Source organism: Thalassospira sp. A40-3 (assembly GCF_015871485.1).
In the GTDB taxonomy this organism is placed as follows: domain Bacteria; phylum Pseudomonadota; class Alphaproteobacteria; order Rhodospirillales; family Thalassospiraceae; genus Thalassospira; species Thalassospira tepidiphila.
Genome location: NZ_CP065428.1, coordinates 3,401,276 through 3,421,018 on the forward strand (window position 1 = coordinate 3,401,276; position 19,743 = coordinate 3,421,018).

At 55.1% G+C, this 19,743-nt stretch carries 20 protein-coding genes; 8 read left to right on the plus strand and 12 right to left on the minus strand.

The window, feature by feature from the left end; all coding sequences use genetic code 11:
- Both IT893_RS15600 and IT893_RS15605 read left to right on the plus strand, forming a co-directional pair.
- Complete coding sequence (locus tag IT893_RS15600; protein ID WP_063088700.1) at positions 1 to 1,269, plus strand: cytochrome b N-terminal domain-containing protein; 1,269 nt, start codon at positions 1 to 3, stop codon at positions 1,267 to 1,269.
- Positions 1,262 to 2,038 (plus strand): cytochrome c1, encoded by a 777-nt coding sequence (locus tag IT893_RS15605; protein WP_197145841.1) that lies wholly within the window; start codon positions 1,262 to 1,264, stop codon positions 2,036 to 2,038. Before IT893_RS15600 ends, IT893_RS15605 begins: the two co-directional genes overlap by 8 nt.
- Before the next feature lie 99 nt (positions 2,039 to 2,137).
- On the opposite strand, the gene IT893_RS15610 is transcribed toward IT893_RS15605, so the two are convergent.
- Positions 2,138 to 2,977: an ABC transporter substrate-binding protein gene (locus IT893_RS15610; RefSeq protein WP_197145843.1), complete on the minus strand. Its 840-nt coding sequence runs from the start codon at positions 2,975 to 2,977 to the stop codon at positions 2,138 to 2,140.
- A gap of 76 nt (positions 2,978 to 3,053) precedes the next feature.
- Complete coding sequence (locus IT893_RS15615) at positions 3,054 to 3,884, minus strand: class I SAM-dependent methyltransferase (RefSeq protein WP_197145845.1); 831 nt, start codon at positions 3,882 to 3,884, stop codon at positions 3,054 to 3,056.
- 378 nt (positions 3,885 to 4,262) lie between these two features.
- Between IT893_RS15615 and gloB the strand changes: the two genes are divergently transcribed.
- A complete protein-coding gene (gloB, locus tag IT893_RS15620) occupies positions 4,263 to 5,033 on the plus strand; it encodes a hydroxyacylglutathione hydrolase (protein ID WP_197145847.1) in 771 nt (256 codons plus the stop codon).
- Between the two features lie 12 nt (positions 5,034 to 5,045).
- Here gloB and IT893_RS15625 read toward each other — a convergent pair whose 3' ends face one another.
- Entirely contained in the window at positions 5,046 to 6,293 is a 1,248-nt protein-coding gene (locus tag IT893_RS15625) for an ROK family transcriptional regulator (protein WP_008889437.1), read from the minus strand.
- Between the two features lie 226 nt (positions 6,294 to 6,519).
- Between IT893_RS15625 and IT893_RS15630 the strand changes: the two genes are divergently transcribed.
- The 4 genes from IT893_RS15630 (at position 6,520) to IT893_RS15645 (ending at position 10,259) form a co-directional block, all read left to right on the plus strand.
- A complete protein-coding gene (locus tag IT893_RS15630; RefSeq protein WP_063088695.1) occupies positions 6,520 to 7,548 on the plus strand; it encodes a sugar ABC transporter substrate-binding protein in 1,029 nt (342 codons plus the stop codon).
- Positions 7,549 to 7,721: 173 nt separating this feature from the next.
- Positions 7,722 to 8,804: an ABC transporter permease gene (locus tag IT893_RS15635; protein WP_063088694.1), complete on the plus strand. Its 1,083-nt coding sequence runs from the start codon at positions 7,722 to 7,724 to the stop codon at positions 8,802 to 8,804.
- Positions 8,801 to 9,595, plus strand: coding sequence for an ATP-binding cassette domain-containing protein (locus tag IT893_RS15640; protein ID WP_064779722.1), 795 nt, complete (start codon positions 8,801 to 8,803; stop codon positions 9,593 to 9,595). The genes IT893_RS15635 and IT893_RS15640 overlap by 4 nt, the downstream gene beginning before the upstream one ends.
- A gap of 34 nt (positions 9,596 to 9,629) precedes the next feature.
- Positions 9,630 to 10,259 (plus strand): nucleoside triphosphate hydrolase, encoded by a 630-nt coding sequence (locus tag IT893_RS15645; protein WP_197145849.1) that lies wholly within the window; start codon positions 9,630 to 9,632, stop codon positions 10,257 to 10,259.
- A 91-nt stretch (positions 10,260 to 10,350) separates the two neighbouring features.
- On the opposite strand, the gene phbB is transcribed toward IT893_RS15645, so the two are convergent.
- From phbB to IT893_RS15675, 6 genes are all read right to left on the minus strand, one after another.
- The gene (gene phbB / locus IT893_RS15650; RefSeq protein WP_197145851.1) at positions 10,351 to 11,073 is read right to left on the minus strand and encodes an acetoacetyl-CoA reductase; all 723 of its coding nucleotides are present in this window, start codon (positions 11,071 to 11,073) and stop codon (positions 10,351 to 10,353) included.
- 247 nt (positions 11,074 to 11,320) lie between these two features.
- Positions 11,321 to 12,493, minus strand: a complete 1,173-nt coding sequence (locus IT893_RS15655; protein ID WP_120224322.1) for an acetyl-CoA C-acetyltransferase — start codon at positions 12,491 to 12,493, stop codon at positions 11,321 to 11,323.
- Positions 12,494 to 12,805: 312 nt separating this feature from the next.
- Positions 12,806 to 13,246, minus strand: a complete 441-nt coding sequence (locus IT893_RS15660) for a DUF411 domain-containing protein (RefSeq protein ID WP_197145853.1) — start codon at positions 13,244 to 13,246, stop codon at positions 12,806 to 12,808.
- A gap of 41 nt (positions 13,247 to 13,287) precedes the next feature.
- The gene (locus tag IT893_RS15665; RefSeq protein ID WP_197145855.1) at positions 13,288 to 14,799 is read right to left on the minus strand and encodes a multicopper oxidase family protein; all 1,512 of its coding nucleotides are present in this window, start codon (positions 14,797 to 14,799) and stop codon (positions 13,288 to 13,290) included.
- Positions 14,800 to 14,930: 131 nt separating this feature from the next.
- On the minus strand, positions 14,931 to 15,161 hold the full coding sequence (locus IT893_RS15670) for a hypothetical protein (protein ID WP_147419458.1): 231 nt from the start codon (positions 15,159 to 15,161) through the stop codon (positions 14,931 to 14,933).
- A gap of 186 nt (positions 15,162 to 15,347) precedes the next feature.
- The gene (locus IT893_RS15675; protein ID WP_197145857.1) at positions 15,348 to 15,809 is read right to left on the minus strand and encodes an Lrp/AsnC family transcriptional regulator; all 462 of its coding nucleotides are present in this window, start codon (positions 15,807 to 15,809) and stop codon (positions 15,348 to 15,350) included.
- A 173-nt stretch (positions 15,810 to 15,982) separates the two neighbouring features.
- Between IT893_RS15675 and IT893_RS15680 the strand changes: the two genes are divergently transcribed.
- A complete protein-coding gene (locus tag IT893_RS15680; RefSeq protein WP_197145859.1) occupies positions 15,983 to 16,957 on the plus strand; it encodes a nucleoside recognition domain-containing protein in 975 nt (324 codons plus the stop codon).
- 110 nt (positions 16,958 to 17,067) lie between these two features.
- Here IT893_RS15680 and IT893_RS15685 read toward each other — a convergent pair whose 3' ends face one another.
- Genes IT893_RS15685 through IT893_RS15695 form a run of 3 tightly spaced genes read right to left on the minus strand, consistent with a single transcriptional unit; the run spans position 17,068 to position 19,739 of the window.
- Positions 17,068 to 18,189, minus strand: coding sequence for a DegT/DnrJ/EryC1/StrS aminotransferase family protein (locus IT893_RS15685; RefSeq protein WP_197145861.1), 1,122 nt, complete (start codon positions 18,187 to 18,189; stop codon positions 17,068 to 17,070).
- Complete coding sequence (locus tag IT893_RS15690; RefSeq protein WP_197145862.1) at positions 18,186 to 18,794, minus strand: acyltransferase; 609 nt, start codon at positions 18,792 to 18,794, stop codon at positions 18,186 to 18,188. The genes IT893_RS15685 and IT893_RS15690 overlap by 4 nt, the downstream gene beginning before the upstream one ends.
- A 3-nt stretch (positions 18,795 to 18,797) precedes the next feature.
- Positions 18,798 to 19,739, minus strand: coding sequence for a Gfo/Idh/MocA family protein (locus tag IT893_RS15695; protein WP_064779732.1), 942 nt, complete (start codon positions 19,737 to 19,739; stop codon positions 18,798 to 18,800).
- Positions 19,740 to 19,743 lie beyond the last annotated feature (4 nt).

Sequence of the window (19,743 nt, forward strand, 5' to 3'; positions counted from 1 at the left end):
ATGAGCGCACCTCAGTGGAACAACAAAGTGGTCAAGTGGGTTGACGACCGTCTTCCGGTCATCTCCATGTTGCACCACTCTGCATACGAATATCCGACCCCGAAAAACCTGTCCTATATGTGGAACTTCGGTTCCCTGGCCGGTTTTGTTCTGGTGACGATGATCCTCACCGGTATTTTCCTGGTGATGAACTATACCCCCCATACCGATATGGCCTTTGAGTCGGTCGAGCGCATCATGCGTGATGTTAACTATGGCTGGCTGATCCGCTATATCCATATGAACGGCGCATCGATGTTCTTCATCGTTGTGTTCATTCACATTTTCCGTGGCCTGTATTACGGGTCATACAAAGCACCGCGCGAGATGCTGTGGTGGATCGGTATCCTGATCCTGCTTGCGATGATGGCAACCGCGTTCATGGGCTATGTCCTGCCGTGGGGCCAGATGTCCTTCTGGGGTGCAACGGTTATTACCAACCTGTTCTCTGCCTTCCCGATCATCGGTGATCCGCTGGTGACCTGGCTTTGGGGTGGATTCTCGGTTGATAACCCGACGCTGAACCGGTTCTTCTCGCTGCACTATCTGATGCCGTTCGTCATTCTGGGCCTTGTTGTCCTGCATGTCTGGGCATTGCATACCGTGCGCTCGAACAACCCGACCGGTGTTGAGATCAAGACCCCGGCGGATGCCATTCCGTTCCATCCGTACTACACGATCAAGGATCTGTACGGCATGGGCGTGTTCCTGATCTTCTTCTCGGTGTTTGTGTTCTTTGCACCTGACTTCCTGGGCCACCCGGATAACTACATCCCGGCAAACCCGCTGGTCACACCGCCGCACATCGTGCCGGAATGGTACTTCCTGCCATTCTATGCGATCCTGCGCTCGATCGACTTCACCATCTTTGGCATCCCGGCAAAACTGCTTGGCGTGCTGGCGATGTTTGCCTCGATCGTGATCCTGTTCGTTATTCCGTGGCTTGATACCTCCAAGGTGCGCAGCTCGAAATTCCGTCCGGTTTACAAATGGTTCTTCTGGCTGTTTGTGATCGACACCTTCATCCTCGGCTATTGCGGGGCGAAGGCACCGGATGACTACTTCCTGGGTATTCCGGGTCTGAAAGTCATCGTGATGGGTCAGCTTTCGACGCTGTATTACTTCGCACACTTCCTTGTGGTCATGCCGTTGGTTGGAAAAATGGAACGAACCAAGCCGCTTCCTGCAAGCATCAGCGAATCTGTTTTGAAGGAGGGTGCAAATGCGTAAGTTCGCACTGACCGCAATTGCTGCCGCCTTCGCGGTAACCGCATTCACTGGTGGTGCAGCCAAGGCTGCCGGCGATCAGCCGGCTCCTGCGGCACAGGATTGGAGCTGGCAGGGTCTGTTTGGCACTTATGACCGTGCCCAGCTGCAGCGTGGCTTCCAGGTCTACAAGAACGTCTGTGCCGGCTGTCACAGCCTGCGCTTCATTGCCTTCCGTAACCTTGAAGGCATTGGGTTCAACGAAGACCAGATCAAGGCGATTGCCGCCGAGTATGACATCGAGGACGGCCCGAATGACGATGGTGACATGTTCACCCGTCCGGGCGTTGGTTCGGATTACTTCCCGTCTCCGTTCCCGAACGAAAAGGCGGCGGCCGCATCAAACAGCGGCGCCATTCCGCCTGATCTTTCGCTGATGACCAAAGCCCGTGTGGGTGGCCCGGACTATGTGTTCGGCCTTCTGACCGGCTATGAGGAAGAAGCACCAGAGGGCTTCGACCTTGCGGACGGGAAATATTACAACCACTACTTCCCGGGTCATCAGATCTCCATGGCACCGCCGCTTTATGATGAAGCGGTCGAGTACACGGATGGCACCCCGATGACCCTGGAACAGCATGCACGTGATGTGACGGCCTTCCTGAACTGGACGGCACAGCCGGAACTTGAAGCCCGTAAGGCGCTTGGCATGAAAGTGATCCTGTTCCTGCTGGTTCTGACGGCAATGCTGTATGCGGTCAAACGCAAGATCTGGCGCGACGTCGAACACTAAGACGTCCTGATCTGCCCGATATTGAAACAGGCCACCGACATTCGGTGGCCTGTTTTTTTGTGCGCTACTCAAACACCCCGAAGCATATGGCGGGCGATATCAATAAGAGAAATAGGACACAACCAGCCGGTCGATCTCGCCGCTTGCGAGCATGTCACTCAGCACGCGATCAAGGGCGCCGACAAACTGGTCGCGGTAGGGCCATTTGCCTTCCGGGTCCGGGCCATAGGCCACGTAGCCAAATTCGTGCCCGATGACCGCGGCTTCGTCAAACAGGCGGGCGACTGCCTTGTCGACGGCCAGTTCGCGCATCCCGGCCAGAATGGCCATGCGTTCATTGACATAACAGTCGACACGACCAGCCATCAGGAAACGCAGGTTGCTTGCGGTGGTATTGGCTTCTTCAAGGGTAATCTCGCCCGCCTCGACCATGTCAAAGAATGCAGGCCCAGCCAGACGATATCCGGCGTTGTTGGCAAAACGTGCCCCTTTGAAATCATCCGGGAAGCGCTTCAGATCGTTGCTTTGCGCGTAATCCTTGCTGCAGATTGCCACGACGGTTTCGCGCAAGATCGGGATGGAATAGCGTTCGATCCAGTCGCGATCCCCGCGCGCGTAAGGCGGAAAGAACCCCATGATCTTGCCATCCTTGAGCAGCTCCATCCCGCGGCGAAACGGCACATTGACAATATCGAGCCGATAGCCCGGCAGGCGATCAAATGCTTCCTGCAGGATGCGGACATAAATGCCTTCGGGGCTCACCCCATCAAGAAACGCATAGGGTGCGTTGCTGTCTTCGGCGTACAGCGTGATGGTGCGGGGCATGTTGCTGTCTTGCACCGGCTCGGCCACGGCGTGCAATGGCAGAAACAGCGCACCGGCAAATAGCGCGCGTCCGGTAAACCTGACTGTGTTTCGCAAAACAGATTTGAATGACATGACGTTATTATGCAGCCAATCATGGCGTGCCTGTCAATTATCATCATGTAACAAAACCTGCCGTGATTTTGCGGACTTACTGGTCCAACTTGGACGGCTGTGTTGGTTTGTCTTCGTCCGACGGGTTGTTTTGGCACTCATCCGTCTGGTCGTGCGACACACGGTGCTGTTGATTGCCATCGGCCGGGCGCAGCGGCGGGACCGTCACCGGGATATGCACCAGACGGCGTTTGCGCTGTGGCGTGCCGGAGCTGGCGTAAAGCTGCTTACCGGCTTCGACAATCGAGACACCGGCAAAGGCCTTGAACAGGCGCGATCCGATATTTTCAAATACCTGCGACCAGCGCAGCAAAAGCCGCATGTTGGTCGGCGGCATGAAAAGGGCGCGGCTGTGCTGGATCGGCAGGAACATGTTTTCACGCAGCAGGTTTTGCAGCTGTGAGACGCTATGGGGATGGCCATAGCCAAAGGGCGTTTTTTCCGACCATGACCAGAGCGAGCTTCGGTTCGGCGTCACCACGACAATCCGGCCATTGGGCGTCAGTACCCGCCAGCATTCGCGCATCAGGCGACGCATCGAGTCTGTATGTTCGACCAGATGCACAACCAAAATACGATCCACCGAACTGTCAGGCAGCGGCAACATGGTTTCTTCGGTCAGCGCCACACGGTTATCTTCACCGGCAGGCCAATGAACGCAGCCCTGCTGGGCTGGCATGAAGGCCATGACACGCTCCGCCTCGCCAATAAAGGGGCGCAAGTACGGCGTGGCATAGCCAAAACCAAGGACGCGCATGCCCCGGACATCCGACCACATGACGCGCAAACGCCTGCGGATCAGACGCCGTGCGGCTTGTCCGATGCTGCTTGCATAAAAACGGTGAAGATCAACGACATCCTGACGCATGCGATCAGCCTATCATCCCCGATCCAGCACGGGAATGTTTTTGCGTGATTGTTTCAAGACACTAGGCTCAGGACCTATTAATTTGGTTGGAATGGCAGACGTTATATTTGTGAAATCCAAGGAAAGGCCCGCCGGGCGGGCTGGTATCCCGGCCAAGGGGTTTGACGCAGGAGTTTGCAAATATAACGTCTGTCCTTTGGATTCACCGGGTTTGCACGGGCTACTTTGTCGCAAAGCCTTGAAAGATACATATCTTCCTGCGGTTTTGCTTCGCGTATCCGCACAAACCCGGTGAACCATTCAAACCAAATTAATAGGTCCTGAGCCTACATCCTGATAGTCTTGCCCCAACATAGAAATTACATTTTGAGGTACGCCATGGCTGCCGGTGAAGTCATCGTCATTCCCTGTCTTTCAGACAATTACACTTATCTGGTGCGCTGCCACCGCAGCGAAGTCACCGCCATCGTTGATCCGGGCGAAGCGGCCCCTGTGATTGCCGCCCTTGAAGAGCGTGACTGGAACCTTGATCTGGTGATCAACACCCATCACCACCATGACCATATCGGCGGCAATGCCGAGTTGATCGAGAAATACGGCGCGAAATTGCTGGGCCCGACGGCCGAAACCGCGCGCATCCCCAACATGGATGAAACCTGTGCCGAGGGCGATCAGGTCCTGATCGGGGATCTGGAAGGACGGGTATTTGATGTGCCGGGCCACACCAGCGGGCATATCGCATTTTATTTCTCGGCCATCACCGCGCTGTTTTCCGGCGACAGCCTGTTTGCACTGGGCTGCGGGCGTTTGTTTGAGGGCACACCCGAACAGATGTGGCATTCCTTGCAGAAGTTTCGCAATCTTCCGCCCAGCACGCAGGTCTATTGCGGCCATGAATATACCCAGGCCAATGCAAAATTCGCCAAAACGATCGAGCCCGATAACGCCATTCTGATTGCACGGTGCCAGGATATTGACGGGCTTCGCGCACGCAACTTGCCGACCATTCCATCACGTCTGGATGTCGAGCTTGCCACCAATCCGTTCCTGCGCGCCGATGAGCCATCGGTTGCCGCGGCACTGGGCATGAGCGGCGAAAGCCCGGTTGCGATCTTTACCGAGATTCGCAAACGCAAAGACAATTTCTAAGCTGATGTTGGATCAGGCCATCTGTTTGAACAAAACGTTCTGATCAAGCAGATAGCGCGAGAACAAGGGCAGACTTGCCGCACCGATGGCGCGTGCGGCACTGCCCACCCGGCCCTGTTCGATGCGGGGGCGTTCGATGCCTTGCAGATCGAGCTCGGAAATCGCAGCACGGGTTGCGGCAACCACCCGTTCGCAGACATCGGCCGGGAAGCCGCCATCAACAATCACGGCTTCGAAATCAATCACCGAACAGACCGAGGTGATGGCAATCGCCAGACTGCGCGCGGTGTGTTCAATCCAGATATCAAGCGTCTTGCCAAGGCCATGCCAGTAATCGGGATCGCGCCACAGCATCGCCGGATCGCCGCCTTCGCGGGTCAGCATCTGTTCAAGCACAAAGATCGAGGCCTGATCAATAAGCTGACTGGGATGGCCGCTGCGCGAGGAGACCGGCATGGAGCCAAAGGCGCCTGCATTGCCCGTCCGCCCGGCATAAAGCGCCTGATTAAGCACAACCCCGCCGCCAATAAACGACCCGATAAAGAAATAGGCGAAATCGGAATAGTTCGGGCCAAGACCAAAGACCAGTTCTGCCCCACAGGCCGCGGTGGCGTCATTTTGCTGAAAGACCGGGAACGGCACGATGGCGGCAATGGCGTCGACCAGATCAACCTCGCGCCAGGCATTCATGTCTTCGACCGGGGCGCCGACCTCATCGACCCAGTTCCAAAGTTCAAACGGGGCCGCGATACCGACCCCGGCAATGCGATCAATCTGGTTGCGATCAAGGCCGGTCAGGATGTCATCGACAGCACCACGAACGAACCGGCGAATGCCATCGGGGGTGGGATATTTATACGCTTCGCGTTTGGTTGCCCGCACCGATCCGACAAAATCCATCAGGATCAGTTCCGTGCTGCGCCGCCCGATCTTTAGCCCAAAGGAATAAACCCCGTCGGGATTAAGCGCCATCGGCACCTTTGGCTTGCCAACATTGCCGCGTACCGGCGTGCCGCGCATCAAAAGCCCATCCTTTTCAAGGGCGCGCATGATGACGGAAACGGTTTGGGCCGACAGCCCGGAAAGCCTTGCAATTTCGGCCTTTGAAAGACCGGCGTTACGACGCACCAACGACAAGACAAGCCGTTCGTTATAGGCGCGCACACGCAACTGGTTTGCGCCCCCGCCCGGATGCAAGGGACGCGCGTTGCGATCATCCGCCCCGATATTGTCCGGGTTCGCAGAGATGCTGTCAGTCATTGGTTCCTCCCACTCGGGATCCTTAATGCCCGATTAGGGATCATGGTGACAGGAATAATTAATAAATCAATCGGATTTATTAATTGACAGGATCGCCGGTTTGGTGTGTCGTAAGACCATACAGATTGAAGACCCGCGACAAAAAATGTGCGTCACGATCTGTTGGAAAACAGCAAAATCAGGCCAAAATGGCCAAATATTCAGGTTCAGTCCTGGGAGGAAACAAATGAAGAAAGCACTTCTTGGCGCCGCCCTTGGTGCGCTTGCACTGGGTATGACTGCGGCCCCGAACGCCGCAAAAGCCGACGAAATCGGCGCCTGCCTGATCACCAAAACCGACATCAACCCGTTCTTCGTGAAAATGAAGGAAGGTGCGTCTGCCAAGGCCGAAGAACTTGGCATTAACCTGTCGACCTATGCCGGCAAGATTGATGGCGACCATGAAACACAGGTTCAGGCCATCGAGTCTTGCATCGCATCGGGTGCCAAGGGCATCCTTCTGACCGCATCGGACACCAAGGCGATTGTTCCGGTTGTCAAAAAGGCCCGCGATGCTGGCTTGATCGTAATTGCACTTGATACACCACTTGAGCCGATTGATGCAGCCGATGCCACCTTTGCCACCGACAACTTTAAGGCTGGTGAACTGATTGGTCAGTGGGCCGCGGCCAAGCTTGGTGACAAGGCAGCAGATGCCAAGATCGCCCTGCTTGACCTGACGCCGAGTGCGCCGTCGGTTGATGTGCTGCGCGATCAGGGCTTCCTGAAAGGTTTCGGGATCGACATCAAGGACCCCAACAAGATCGGGGACGAGGATGACGACCGGATCGTTGGCCATGACGTGACCAACGGCAACGAAGAAGGCGGCCGTACTGCGATGGAAAACCTGATGCAGCGCGATTCCGACATCAATGTTGTTTACACCATCAACGAACCGGCCGCTGCCGGTGCCTATGAGGCACTGAAATCGTTCGGCATGGAAGACGGCGTTCTGATCGTGTCGGTCGATGGTGGTTGCCCGGGTGTTGCCAACGTCAAGGATGGCGTGATTGGTGCGACCTCTCAGCAGTATCCGTTGCTGATGGCGTCCAAGGGTATCGAAGCGATCAAGGCATGGGCTGACAGCGGTGAAAAGCCGCAGAACAGCCAGGGCCTTAACTTCTATAACACGGGTGTCAACCTTGTGACCGATCAGCCGGTTGACGGCGTTCCGTCGATTGACGTTGCCGAGGGCATGGATCGCTGCTGGGGTTAATCCGGGGTTTATCCTGACCTGCTTCGAAGGAGGGCAGCATTATCCCCTGCCCTCCTTGTCCCACTTTGCTTTACACTTGGTATGTCATCCGAACCCGCCACAAGAGCCGGGCGGAAGACAGCGAACGGATCAGGGATGCCTGATCCTGTTTTCGACCAGGTCCGGAGGAAACGATGAGCGAGACACCCAAATCGTCGCGCCAGAAACAGGAATTCGAGCACGCGCTTGAATCCAGCGACCGCAACGTCGCGCAATTCGAACATAAACACCGCAGTCTTTTCGGCAACGTGCAGCATTTTTTGCATGGCAACCCGACCATGGTGCCGGTGATTGTTCTGATATTTTCGATCATCATTTTCGGCTTTGTCGCCGGCAGTAAATTCTTTTCGCCCTTTAACCTGTCGCTGATCATGCAGCAGGTATCGATCATCGGCATTCTGGCCGCGGCGCAAAGCCTTGTGATTCTGACCGCCGGGATTGATCTTTCGGTCGGTGCGATCATGGTTCTGATGTCGGTCATTATGGGCCAGCTTGCCGTCACCATCGGCATTCCAGCCCCGATTGCCATTATCATTGGCTGCATCGGCGGGATCTGTGCCGGGGGACTGAACGGGTTTCTGGTCACCCGGATCAAGTTGCCGCCGTTTATCGTGACACTCGGCACCTGGAATATTTTCTTTGCGCTTAACCTTTGGCTTTCGGGCGCACAATCAATCCGCAGCCAGACACTTGATGAAATCGCCCCGCTTTTGAAGTTCTTTGGCGAAAGCATCGCGCTTGGCGGGGCTCGGATCACCTATGGGTCGATCCTGATGCTCGTGATCTTTGCGGTGCTTTGGTACATCCTGAACCACACCAGTTGGGGGCGGCATGTCTATGCCATTGGCGATGACAAGGAAGCGGCCGAACTTTCGGGCATTCGTACCAACCGCACCCTGATCACGGTTTACTGCCTTGCGGGCCTTGTTTGTGCGATTGGCGCCTGGGCATCGATCGGACGTGTTGGATCGGTTTCGCCACAGAGTTTTCAGGAAGCCAACCTGCAATCGATTACGGCTGTTGTGATCGGGGGCATTTCGCTGTTTGGCGGGCGTGGATCAATCATTGGCCCGTTGATCGGGGCGTTGATCGTTGGCGTGTTTAATTCCGGCCTTCGCCTTGCGGGGGTGGATGTTCTTTGGCAGGTCTTTGCCATCGGCTGGCTGACCATTATTGCTGTCGCCATTGACCAGTGGATCAGAAAGGTGTCGTCATGAGCAACACTTCCCAATCTGTGCAACCTGTTCTCAAGGCACGCGGCATCGTCAAACGATATGGTCGTGTCACCGCCCTTAACTATGCCGATTTTGATCTTTATCCCGGCGAGGTTCTTGCCGTGATCGGCGATAACGGGGCGGGGAAATCATCGCTGATCAAGGCGCTTTCGGGGGCTGTGACGATTGATGAAGGCAGTATCGAGCTTGATGGCAAGCCGATCCAGTTCACATCGCCAATGGAGGCCCGCGAAGCCGGGATTGAAACGGTTTATCAGAACCTTGCACTTTCGCCGGCACTTTCGATTGCTGACAACATGTTCATGGGCCGCGAGCTTCGCAAGAAGGGCTTTATGGGCAAGTATTTCGGGGCGCTAGATCATAAGGAAATGCAGCGTCTGGCACGTGAGAAGCTGACCGATCTTGGCCTGATGACCATTCAGAACATCAATCAGGCGGTTGAAACCCTCTCGGGTGGGCAGCGCCAGGGTGTTGCGGTTGCCCGTGCGGCGGCATTCGGATCGCGCGTGGTGATCATGGATGAACCGACCGCCGCCCTGGGCGTTAAGGAAAGCCGTCGCGTGCTGGATCTTATTGCCGATGTGAAGGCGCGCGGCATGCCAATTGTGCTGATTTCGCATAACATGCCGCATGTGTTCGAGGTCGCCGATCGCATTCATGTGCATCGGTTGGGCAAACGCCTTTGCACCATCAAACCCGATGATTACAGCATGTCAGACGCAGTTGCCTTCATGACGGGGGCCAAAGAGCCCCCGGCAGAAGACGCCGCATAAAACATCGTACCCCGGATATGAGAATCATAGTTTCATGACACCTGATCTCGACGCGTTGGCAGACGCCATTCGCGCCAAGCACGCCGACAAGGGCCGCATTCTTGTGGCCATTGTCGGTGCACCAGCCTCGGGAAAGTCAACCTTGTCCGACCGGCTTTATCACCATCTGGGGGGTGATAAAGCCGGGGCTGCTGTGGTGCCTATGGACGGGTTTCATTTTGACAATGGCATTCTGGAAGACCGCGGCCTTCTGGCCCGCAAGGGTGCGCCGGAAACCTTTGATGTTGGTGGGCTCAAGCGCACCTTGATGGCCCTGCATGACACGCCAAACGATGACGTTTACGTGCCGTTGTTTGATCGGACAATTGAAATATCACGTGGGTCGGCCCGGGCGATTACACCAAACCACAAAATCATTCTGGTCGAAGGCAATTACCTACTTCTCGATCAATCCCCGTGGGACCAACTTCACGGCCTGTTTGATCTGTCGATCTATCTTGATGTACCGGAAGACACGCTGCGTGCCCGATTGATCGCACGTTGGCGCAGCTTTGGCTTTGACGACGCCACCGCCACCCACAAAGCCACCAGCAACGATCTTCCCAATGCACAGACCGTGATACGCGGGACCGGGAAAGCCGATATTCGCGTGCGGATTTCCTGATCCGTCACATTATATGTCTAAAAGAAAACGCCCCGCATTCCTGCAGGGCGTTTTGCTTTATCAGTGATGTTTCGCCCAATGGGCCAAAGCATCAGAACATATGCTGACCGCCATTGATTGACAGGCAGGAGCCGGTGATGAAGCCTGAATTCGGGCCGCAGAGATAGAGGATCGCCTGCGCGATCTCGTCTGCTTCGCCCAAACGGCCGACCGGGATTTTGGAAATGATGCCTTCAAGGACCTTTTCCGGAACGGCGGCCACCATGTCGGTATTGATATAGCCAGGCGCGATGGTGTTGACCGTAATGCCTTTACGCGCGACTTCCTGGGCAAGTGCCTTGGTAAAGCCGTGCACGCCTGCCTTGGCAGCGGAATAGTTGGTCTGGCCCAACTGACCGGCCTGCCCGTTGATCGAGGAAATGTTGACGACACGGCCAAAGCCGCGTGCACGCATGCCCTCAAGAACCGGTTTGGTCATATAAAAGAGCGAGCTTAAGTTGGTGTCGATCACCGCGTTCCAGTGCTCGGTCTCCATCTTGTGCATGAAACCGTCGCGGGTGATGCCGGCATTGTTGATCAGAATGTCAATCGGGCCGACTTCGGCTTCGACCTTGGCGATGCCAGCGGCACACGCATCGGCGTCGGCCACACTCCATTTATAGGTCGCAATGCCGGTTTCCTCAGAGAAGGCCTTGGCGGCCTCGTCATTGCCGGCATAGTTCGCCACAACGGTGTAGCCCGCGTCCTTGAGTGACAGACTGATTGCCTTGCCGATCCCGCGTGTTCCACCGGTTACCAGTGCTGTTTTTGTCATGGTCGCCTCCCTAAACTTCGTTCATCAAACGTGTCATCATCGCGATTTCCGTAGCTTGCCCTTCTACGACTTGCGTAACTTTAATCCATAAATTGCGTTATATACGTAACTTTATTACTTCTCCATCCTCGAATTCTACAAAAGCGCTTAGTCTTTCGTCGCACTGCAGCAAATTCTGCATCAATGCAAACGGGGCATCCCCATCAAGAGGACACCCCGCATATGTTATTTGCCGGCAAAAGGTCGCTTAGCGTTCAACGCAAAGCGCAACCCCCATACCGCCACCAATGCAGAGCGTCGCCAGACCTTTTTTGGCATCGCGTTTCTGCATTTCGTGGAGCAATGTGGTGAACACACGGGCGCCGGATGCGCCGATCGGATGGCCAAGTGCAATCGCACCGCCATTGACGTTAACCTTATCGGTATCCCAGCCCATGTCGCGGTTAACCGCAATCGCCTGGGCGGCGAAGGCTTCGTTGGCTTCGATCAGGTCAAGGTCGGCTGCGGACCAGCCGGCCTTTTCCAGTGCCTTTTTCGAAGCTGGGATCGGGCCGGAACCCATGATCGCCGGATCGACACCCGCCGTCGCCCAGCTTTTGATCGTCGCAAGCGGGGTCAGGCCACGCTTGGATGCCTCAGCCGCCGACATGACAACAAGGGCGGCCGCCCCGTCATTGATGCCCGATGCGTTACCAGCGGTCACCGTGCCTTCCTTATCGAAGGCCGGGCGGAGTTTGGCCATGCCGTCGACGGTGGCACCGTGACGCGGATATTCATCGGCATCAAAGATGGTTTCACCCTTGCGATGCGCGATGGTCACAGGCGCAATTTCATCATTGAAGCGACCGGCTTTCTGGGCGGCCTCGGCCTTGTTCTGAGAGGCGGCGGCGAATTCATCCTGCTCTTCGCGGGAGATACCCCATTTCTTGGCGATGTTTTCAGCGGTGTTGCCCATGTGATAGCCGTTGAACGCACACCACAGGCCATCCTTGATCATGCTGTCGATGAATTTGACATCACCCATTTTGTGCCCGGCGCGCAGATGCGCAACATGGGTTGAAAGCGACATGTTTTCCTGACCACCGGCAACGACAATGTTGGCGTCCCCCGTCATGATCTGCTGTGCCGCAAGGGCAACGGTACGAAGCCCCGAACCGCAAACCTGGTTGATCAGAAACGCGGTTGTACGATCAGAAATGCCCGCACCAATGGCGGCCTGGCGTGCCGGGTTCTGACCCTGACCACCTGTCAGGACCTGACCAAGGATCACTTCGTCAACAGCATCGCCTTCGACACCTGCGCGTTCGAGTGCAGCCTTGATGGCAATAGCACCCAGATCGTGCGCCGGTGTATTGGCCAGCGTGCCACTGAATGCGCCGATTGGTGTCCGTGCGGCACCCACAATTACGACGTCGGTCATGAGATCCTCCGATTAATCCTGATTACGTTTCCAAAGATCGGGCGAAGGTCGTTACGAGCCTTGCTCAGATCCAGCCTCGATCTTACCGCGCCGCAGCAAATTTCCAAGCGCTGATACCTACCACTTTCGGGTCAGTCGAATATGTACAACTTGCAAGCGAGGAGCATCAAAGGACTCCCAGCAGGCGATACATAGAGTGTGTGCCTATAGCGGCGAGATCGCAAGCCCTGTGCGCAACTTTAAGGGCAATGTCACGCATAATTTCGACTTATAAGGCCCGGCCCCTTCACCGGAGCCGGGCCTTACAGGCGGTTAGCGGACGTCGTAGACCTCGGCGGCGTTGTCCTTGATCTGATAGACTTCGAACGGGGCATTCTTGACCCCGCCCATACCGGGCGAGCCCATCGGCATGCCTGGCAGGGTATATGCCTTGACCTCAGGCCGTTCTGCGAGAATGCGGTCGATGGTTTCAAACGGGACATGACCGGAAATGGCGTAGCCTTCGATCATGGTCAGATGGCAGCCCTGCATTTCTTCGGGAATCCCCATCATGCGTGACATCTGAACAACCTGATCGCTTTCGATCACTTCGACTTCATAGTCCCGCGCAACAAGATAATCGGCATAGATCGCACAGCAGCCGCAATTGGGATCCTTGTAGACTTTTGCCTGCAAGGGATTGGCGTGGCTGTGGCCGGACAAACTCATCGTTGCCAGGCCAAGGGTCAGCATAAATGCAAAGAAACGTTTCATGGTTTTGATCCTGTCGTTTTTCGATTGCAGCTTTGCGGCGGTCAGGCGGTCCGGATGAAGCCGGACATGCCGCCGAATTTGTGTTCGAGAATGTGACAATGAAGCATCCAGTCGCCGGGATTGTCGGCAACAAAGGCGATTTCGGCCTGTTCTGCCGGGGCAAGAAGGACGGTATCCTGCCATTCCTGATAGCGAGTTGGTTGCCCGTCGCGTGAAAGCACCCGGAAGGCATGACCATGCAAGTGGATCGGGTGATACCAGGCCGTGGCATTGGTGACGGTCACGACACAGCTTTCCCCGCGGCCGAGTGAAAATAGCGGGCCGAGATCATCGCGTTCGGGATCGCGGCCATTGACCATCCAGATGCCACCGCCGGTCATCATCCCCATCATCGATTGCGCCATGCCGCGCACTTCACCAAGGAAGCCGGCATCAATTTTGGCGGTTTCAACAAGATGACGCAGCACACCACCGCCCATCATGCCGCCAGTATAAAGCAGCTGTTCGCGCCGGGCATTTTGCAGATCAGGTTCGGGCAACGGGTTATCGGGCAAGGTCATGCTGGTTTGCGCAACGTCGCCACGCACCGGATCCCCCGCGACCCGGAGGTTTGCCAACGGGTTTTCAAGCCCGTCATAAAAACGGTCGATCAGGGAAAACTGGCCACTGGCATCAGGCGGGACATCAACAATAAAATCAGCCCGCATGCCGGGTGCAAACAAAAAGACCGGCAGGTCTGGCACATGCGGTGTGACCGGATGACCATCAAGGGCAATCAAATGCGGAGACAAACCTGCAAAATCGATGGCAAAGACACGCGCATTGGCCGTGTTGATCATGCGCACCCTGATCCGTTCGCCGGGGCGTACCGAAATATCGGGATTTGCCACACCATTGATGGTGACAAGCCCGCCCAGACGCCCGGCATGACCAACATCATGCCCGGCGTTAAACACCGGATCGATTTCGCCATCTTCCCCAAGACGCCAGTCATCGATCAGCCAGACAAATTCCCGATCGACGCTGACCGGTTCGGCCTCCTCGACGATCAGGGCACCATAGAGGCCACGGGCAAGCTGGGTCGGTGAATTGATATGCGGATGATACCAATAGGTTCCGGCATCCCGGGCGTTAAAGCGGTAATCGAATGTGTCGCCTGGGGCGACCGGCTTTTGGGTCAGGCCCGGTACCCCATCCATGGCATTGGGAACACGTACCCCGTGCCAGTGGATGCTGCTTGGCTCCGCAAGCTGATTTTCAAAGCGGACATGGACGTCTTCGCCCTGTTTGACGCGCAGAAGCGAGCCCGGCACCGTGCCGTTAAATGCCCATACCGGTGTTGGCACAGCACCCCCGGGAAGAAGGCGGGCAGTGGCGGGTGCGGCGGTCACTTGCTGGACGCCCCCTGTCTCGGCGGCGTGGGCCATGCCGCGCCCGATGCCCGGAATCATGGCTGGCAAACCGGCAGACAGGGCCGCGGCGGTGACGCCACCGGCACCCAGCGATTGCAAGAAACGGCGCCGTGACGGGCGCAAAGTGGAAAGGTTCTTCATGAGGATGACTTTCCTGACAGATGACAGTTTCCCGGCATTGCACATGCCGGAATGGTTGGCGCGCAGCACCGTTATTGGGGCGCGCGCACTTGGCCGGTCTGTGGGGCAATGCCGCCAAGTACCGGGTCGGGTCAGGAAAGAAGGCGTGGCGGGGCGATTTCCGGGCGTTGCGTAATGCCAGCGGCGCGATGGGCCACGGGCAGGATATGAAGCTGTTTGACCGAAAGGAGGTTTGCCAGCGGTTCCTTACGCGCAATCACGGCCGGGACAGCACAGATGATATCGCAGGCATCGGCCACCTGTGGCGAGGCCGCGCAATCATCGCAATCGGCCATCATCTGTTCCATGGTTCCATGAGACATGCTGGCCCCTGCGATCGGCATTGCCGAGGCGGAAGCAGATATATGTGTCATGCCCGCGACCGAGGCGCTCAGCAAACACAGTGTCATGAAGATATGGAGCAGCTTGTTCATAAGCCAAAAACTATCGCGAACCGGTGGGCGCGTCCATGATCTTGATCATATCGACCACTGACATTCACATGAAAGCTAGATCGCCGGTCCGAATTCATCCTTCAGCGTTTCGGTGATGATATAGGTGCGGTACCAGACGATGTTGTCGTCGGCATCAAAAAGCGTTTCGCAAAGGGCGGTATATTCCGCCATGTCACGCATCTGCAAAATCATCACCCCGGTGACTTCGCCGGTGACGACATGGCATTGGCGTACGGCATCAAGTTTGCGGACCTTGCGGATGAAGTCTGGGCGGAACTGATTGCCGTGACGATGGAATTCAAGATTGATCACCGCCCCCAGCGGACGTCCGACCTGTGCCGGGTCGATCACCGCGACGGTTTTGCGGATCACACCTGATTGACGCAGCTTGGCCACGCGCCGCAAACAGGCCGACGGCGACAAGCCGATCCGGTCAGCCAATTCCGCATTGGGGATATCGGCGTTTTCCTGCAACTGGCGCAGGATTTTGGTATCGATCTGATCCAGTTCGGGCATATCACGCAACTCCACCGCGCCAATCAGCTTAATAACGCTTCCATATTGCACGAAGATGCGCAAATACGCTGCACAAAAATCAAAAACCCGTGGCATGATCGCGGCCTTGAACGACCTTACATGCGCCTACCACCAGCATTAAAACCCTCAATACCTAACCGGATTGCCGCCCCATGCATCGCTATGCCTTTGACCTGATCAACCGCAGCCAGAAACTGTTCATCACCCTGATCAAGGTGATGTTGCCCGTGATGGTGGTTGTCCGCATTGCCGAGGAATTCGGGGCGGTTGAACTGGTATCCAATTGGCTGGCACCGGTGATGGCGCTGATCGGACTGCCGCCGGAGGCCGGGCTGATCTGGGCGACCTGCGTTTTGGTCAGCATGTATGGCGCGGTCGGTGCGTTTGTCGGGCTGGCAGCACACCTTGATATGACCGCCGCACAGCTGAGTGCGCTGTGTGCGATGATGCTGTTTGCCCACGGCCTGCCGGTCGAACAGGCGATTGTCAAACGGGCCGGGGCAAGTTTTTGGGCGACCACCGCCCTTCGCGTCGGTGCCGCAATCGGATATGCCGCACTGGTGACCTGGGTGAGTGATATCACCGGATGGCTTTCCGAGCCGGTTGATTTTTCCTGGATGGCGGGGAGTGAAACCACGACTGCCGCCAGTGGACTGGCCGGTTGGATCGACTGGTCGATCCAAATGTTCAAATCGCTTCTGGTGACCTTTGGCGTGATTGTCGGATTGCTGATCCTGCTTGATCTGCTCGAGAAAACCGGGGTCACGGCGCGCATCACACAGGCGATGATGCCGGTCCTGCGTATATCGGGCATTTCACGCGACGTAGCACCGGTAACCACCATTGGTGTGCTACTTGGCATTACCTATGGCGGGGCGCTGATCATTGATGAGGCGCGCAAGAACAACTATCCGCCAAGGACGCTTTTCCTATCACTCAGCTGGTTGTCGCTGTCGCATTCCCTGATCGAGGATACGGCGATCATGCTGGCGCTTGGGGCCGATATCTGGGTGGTTCTGGTCGGGCGGGTGATCCTGACCCTGATCATCATCGCCCTTCTGGCGCGCCTGACCCTGCGCTGGGCGCCGGAGCGCGCCCAACTTGCCACGGAGAGCTCAGTTAAATGAGTTCTACAGAACTTAGATTTCAGGGCGCATAAAGACGAAGCACCACCCAACTTGTTGCTACCAAGGGACAAACCCAAATCGATTTGTCGCGAAGTTAGTACCCAGGGTATTTATTGGGTTATGGCATCAATAACGTGCTCTATAATCTGCTGCTGGGTCTTTTCAGGCATGTATGCGTGCATCGGCAAGCTGAGTACTTGGCTAGCGAGTTTTTCTGACACGGTTACGCCGCTAGAGACTACAGGGTAATGCATGTATGCGTTTTGCTGATTCAGTGGTTTTGGGTAGTAAACAGCAGTAGGAACCCCTACCTCTTTAAGCTTGGACTGAACCTCGTCTCTTCGCTCTAATTTGATGGTATATTGCGCCCAATTTGAAATTGCACCTTCTATCAAAGAAGGCGTTTCAGCAAATTCTTCAAGACTTTTACTGTATCTTTTCGCTATTTCGTTCCGCGAACTCAGCTCATCTTCGAATACTTTGAGTTTCTCAAGAAGAATAGCAGCTTGGATCGTATCAAGGCGGCTGTTTAAACCGATATTAACATTATCGTACTTTTCACCCCCCTTACCATGCTGCATTAATGATCTGATAAGTGTAGCCTTGCCATCCAAGTCTGTTAATATCGCACCACCATCGCCGTAGCACCCCAACGGTTTGGCCGGGAAGAAACTCAACGTAGTGTAATCGGCCAAAGTACCTACCCTTTTGCCGTATAACGATGCGCCGAATGCTTGCGCTGCGTCAGCAACTAGTATCAGACCATGTTCTTCTGAAACGTCTTTTATTGAGTTGTAGTCAGCCGGTTGACCAAACAAATCAACAGCGACCACCATCTTAGGTTTTAGGCCAGCCAATTTTGAGTCAGCAATTCCCTGTTTCAGGCTCTCCACTGACAAGTTGAACGTGATAGGGTCAACATCTATCAGATATGGAGTTGCACCGAGAACGCTGAATGCTTCAGCAGTAGCGACAAATGTAAATGCTGGAACAAATACAGCATCTCCGGCGCCCAAGCCCTCGGCCATACCGACTAAAGTGAGCGCATCAGTGCCATTACCACATGTCAAGGAGTGAACTGCACCGGTAAAAAGGGAAAGAGCTTCTTCGAACTCTTGAACCTCCTTTCCCTGAATGAAATCTCCACGTTCTAGCACACGCTTAATAGCTTCATCTAGAAGCGGCCCCAAAGCTTTTCTTTGGGCCTGCAAATCAATAAAAGGAATACTCATTCTGGTTTGCCGCCTACAAATTCCAGCGTCCCACAATCGTTTAACTGATACTGAGAGCCATCATGTGGGCATACGAGGTCTTTATCTAGCTTCATACCGGCACGACTAACCCAACCAACACGTTTGGCTGGAACTCCAACCATCAGCGCATAGTCAGGAACGTCCGTTGCTACAACGGATCCTGCAGCGACGAAACAATACTCACCTAAAGTATGACCGCATACGATTGTAGCATTTGCGCCGATGCTCGCACCTCGCTTGACTAAGGTCGAGCGAAACTCATCCTTGCGCTCGATATTAGCCCTTGGATTATTCACATTTGTAAATACACATGAAGGACCACAAAAAACGTCGTCCTGCAGCGTCACGCCCTTATAGACACTAACATTGTTCTGGATTTTAACCTGATTACCGATGGTTACATCCGGGCCAACAACAACATTCTGACCTAAAACGCAGTTTTCACCAATTACCGTATTCTGCAAAACGTGCGAGAAATGCCAGATTTTGGTTCCCTTGCCAATTCTAACAGGCATGTCCACATAGGCACTTTCATGAACTGTCACCGAGGCAAAATTTGGGGCACGAGATCGAGAATCTTCCATACGTTAGTTTCGCTCTATAACAAAGGAATGCATATCGCCTTTTTGCGGTTCCAAAGCTTTGCTGCGAATTGACGATACCAACTCAATTGATGGACGCACCTGATCTATACCAAACCCACCGCCGTTAAGAATATCTTGGTAACTCCGCGTATGCAGGTCTGTAAACCCACCAGAGAACTCAACTTCATCACCATCGACGGTGATTGATCGATAGGTCGTTTGACCATCTGGGGTTTGGGTTGGAAGGTCATTTCGATCGACTGAGAGGAACCAGCGGACACGCGCACGTTTGAATTCTAGATATCCTGCTGCATGGCTCGGCTCACGAACATGCACATTATTACACTGCAACTCACCGAACACAAATGAAAGCATATCGTAAAAATGCACCCCAATATTCGTAGCAATTCCGCCTGATTTCGCTTCATTTCCTTTCCATGACACATAGTACCAAGCACCGCGCGATGTAATGTAGGTCAGGTCGACTTCAAATATCTTATCGATTGGAGCCGCATCAATGCGTTGTTTTAGAGCCATAATCGCGGGATGGAGTCGGAGCTGCAAAATTGTGTAAAGCGTCCTGCCGGTATGCTGCTCCATCTCTTGCAAGCCATCAAGGTTCCATGGATTCAGCACCAACGGCTTTTCACATATTACATCTGCCCCGGATCTCAAACCGAAGCGTGAGTGCGCATCGTGCAAATAGTTCGGCGAACAAACACACATGTAGTCCACACCGTTTCCTGAACGGGATAGGACATCAATATGACGGTCAAAGCGCTCAAACTCCGTAAAAAAACTTGCGTCTGGAAAATAACTGTCCATAGCCCCAACGCTGTCTGCAGGATCAAAAGCCGCAACCAGCTCACCCTGAACTTCCTTTATCGCCCTCATGTGCCGTGGCGCGATATATCCGGCAGCTCCGATTAACGCGAATTTATTCATATCG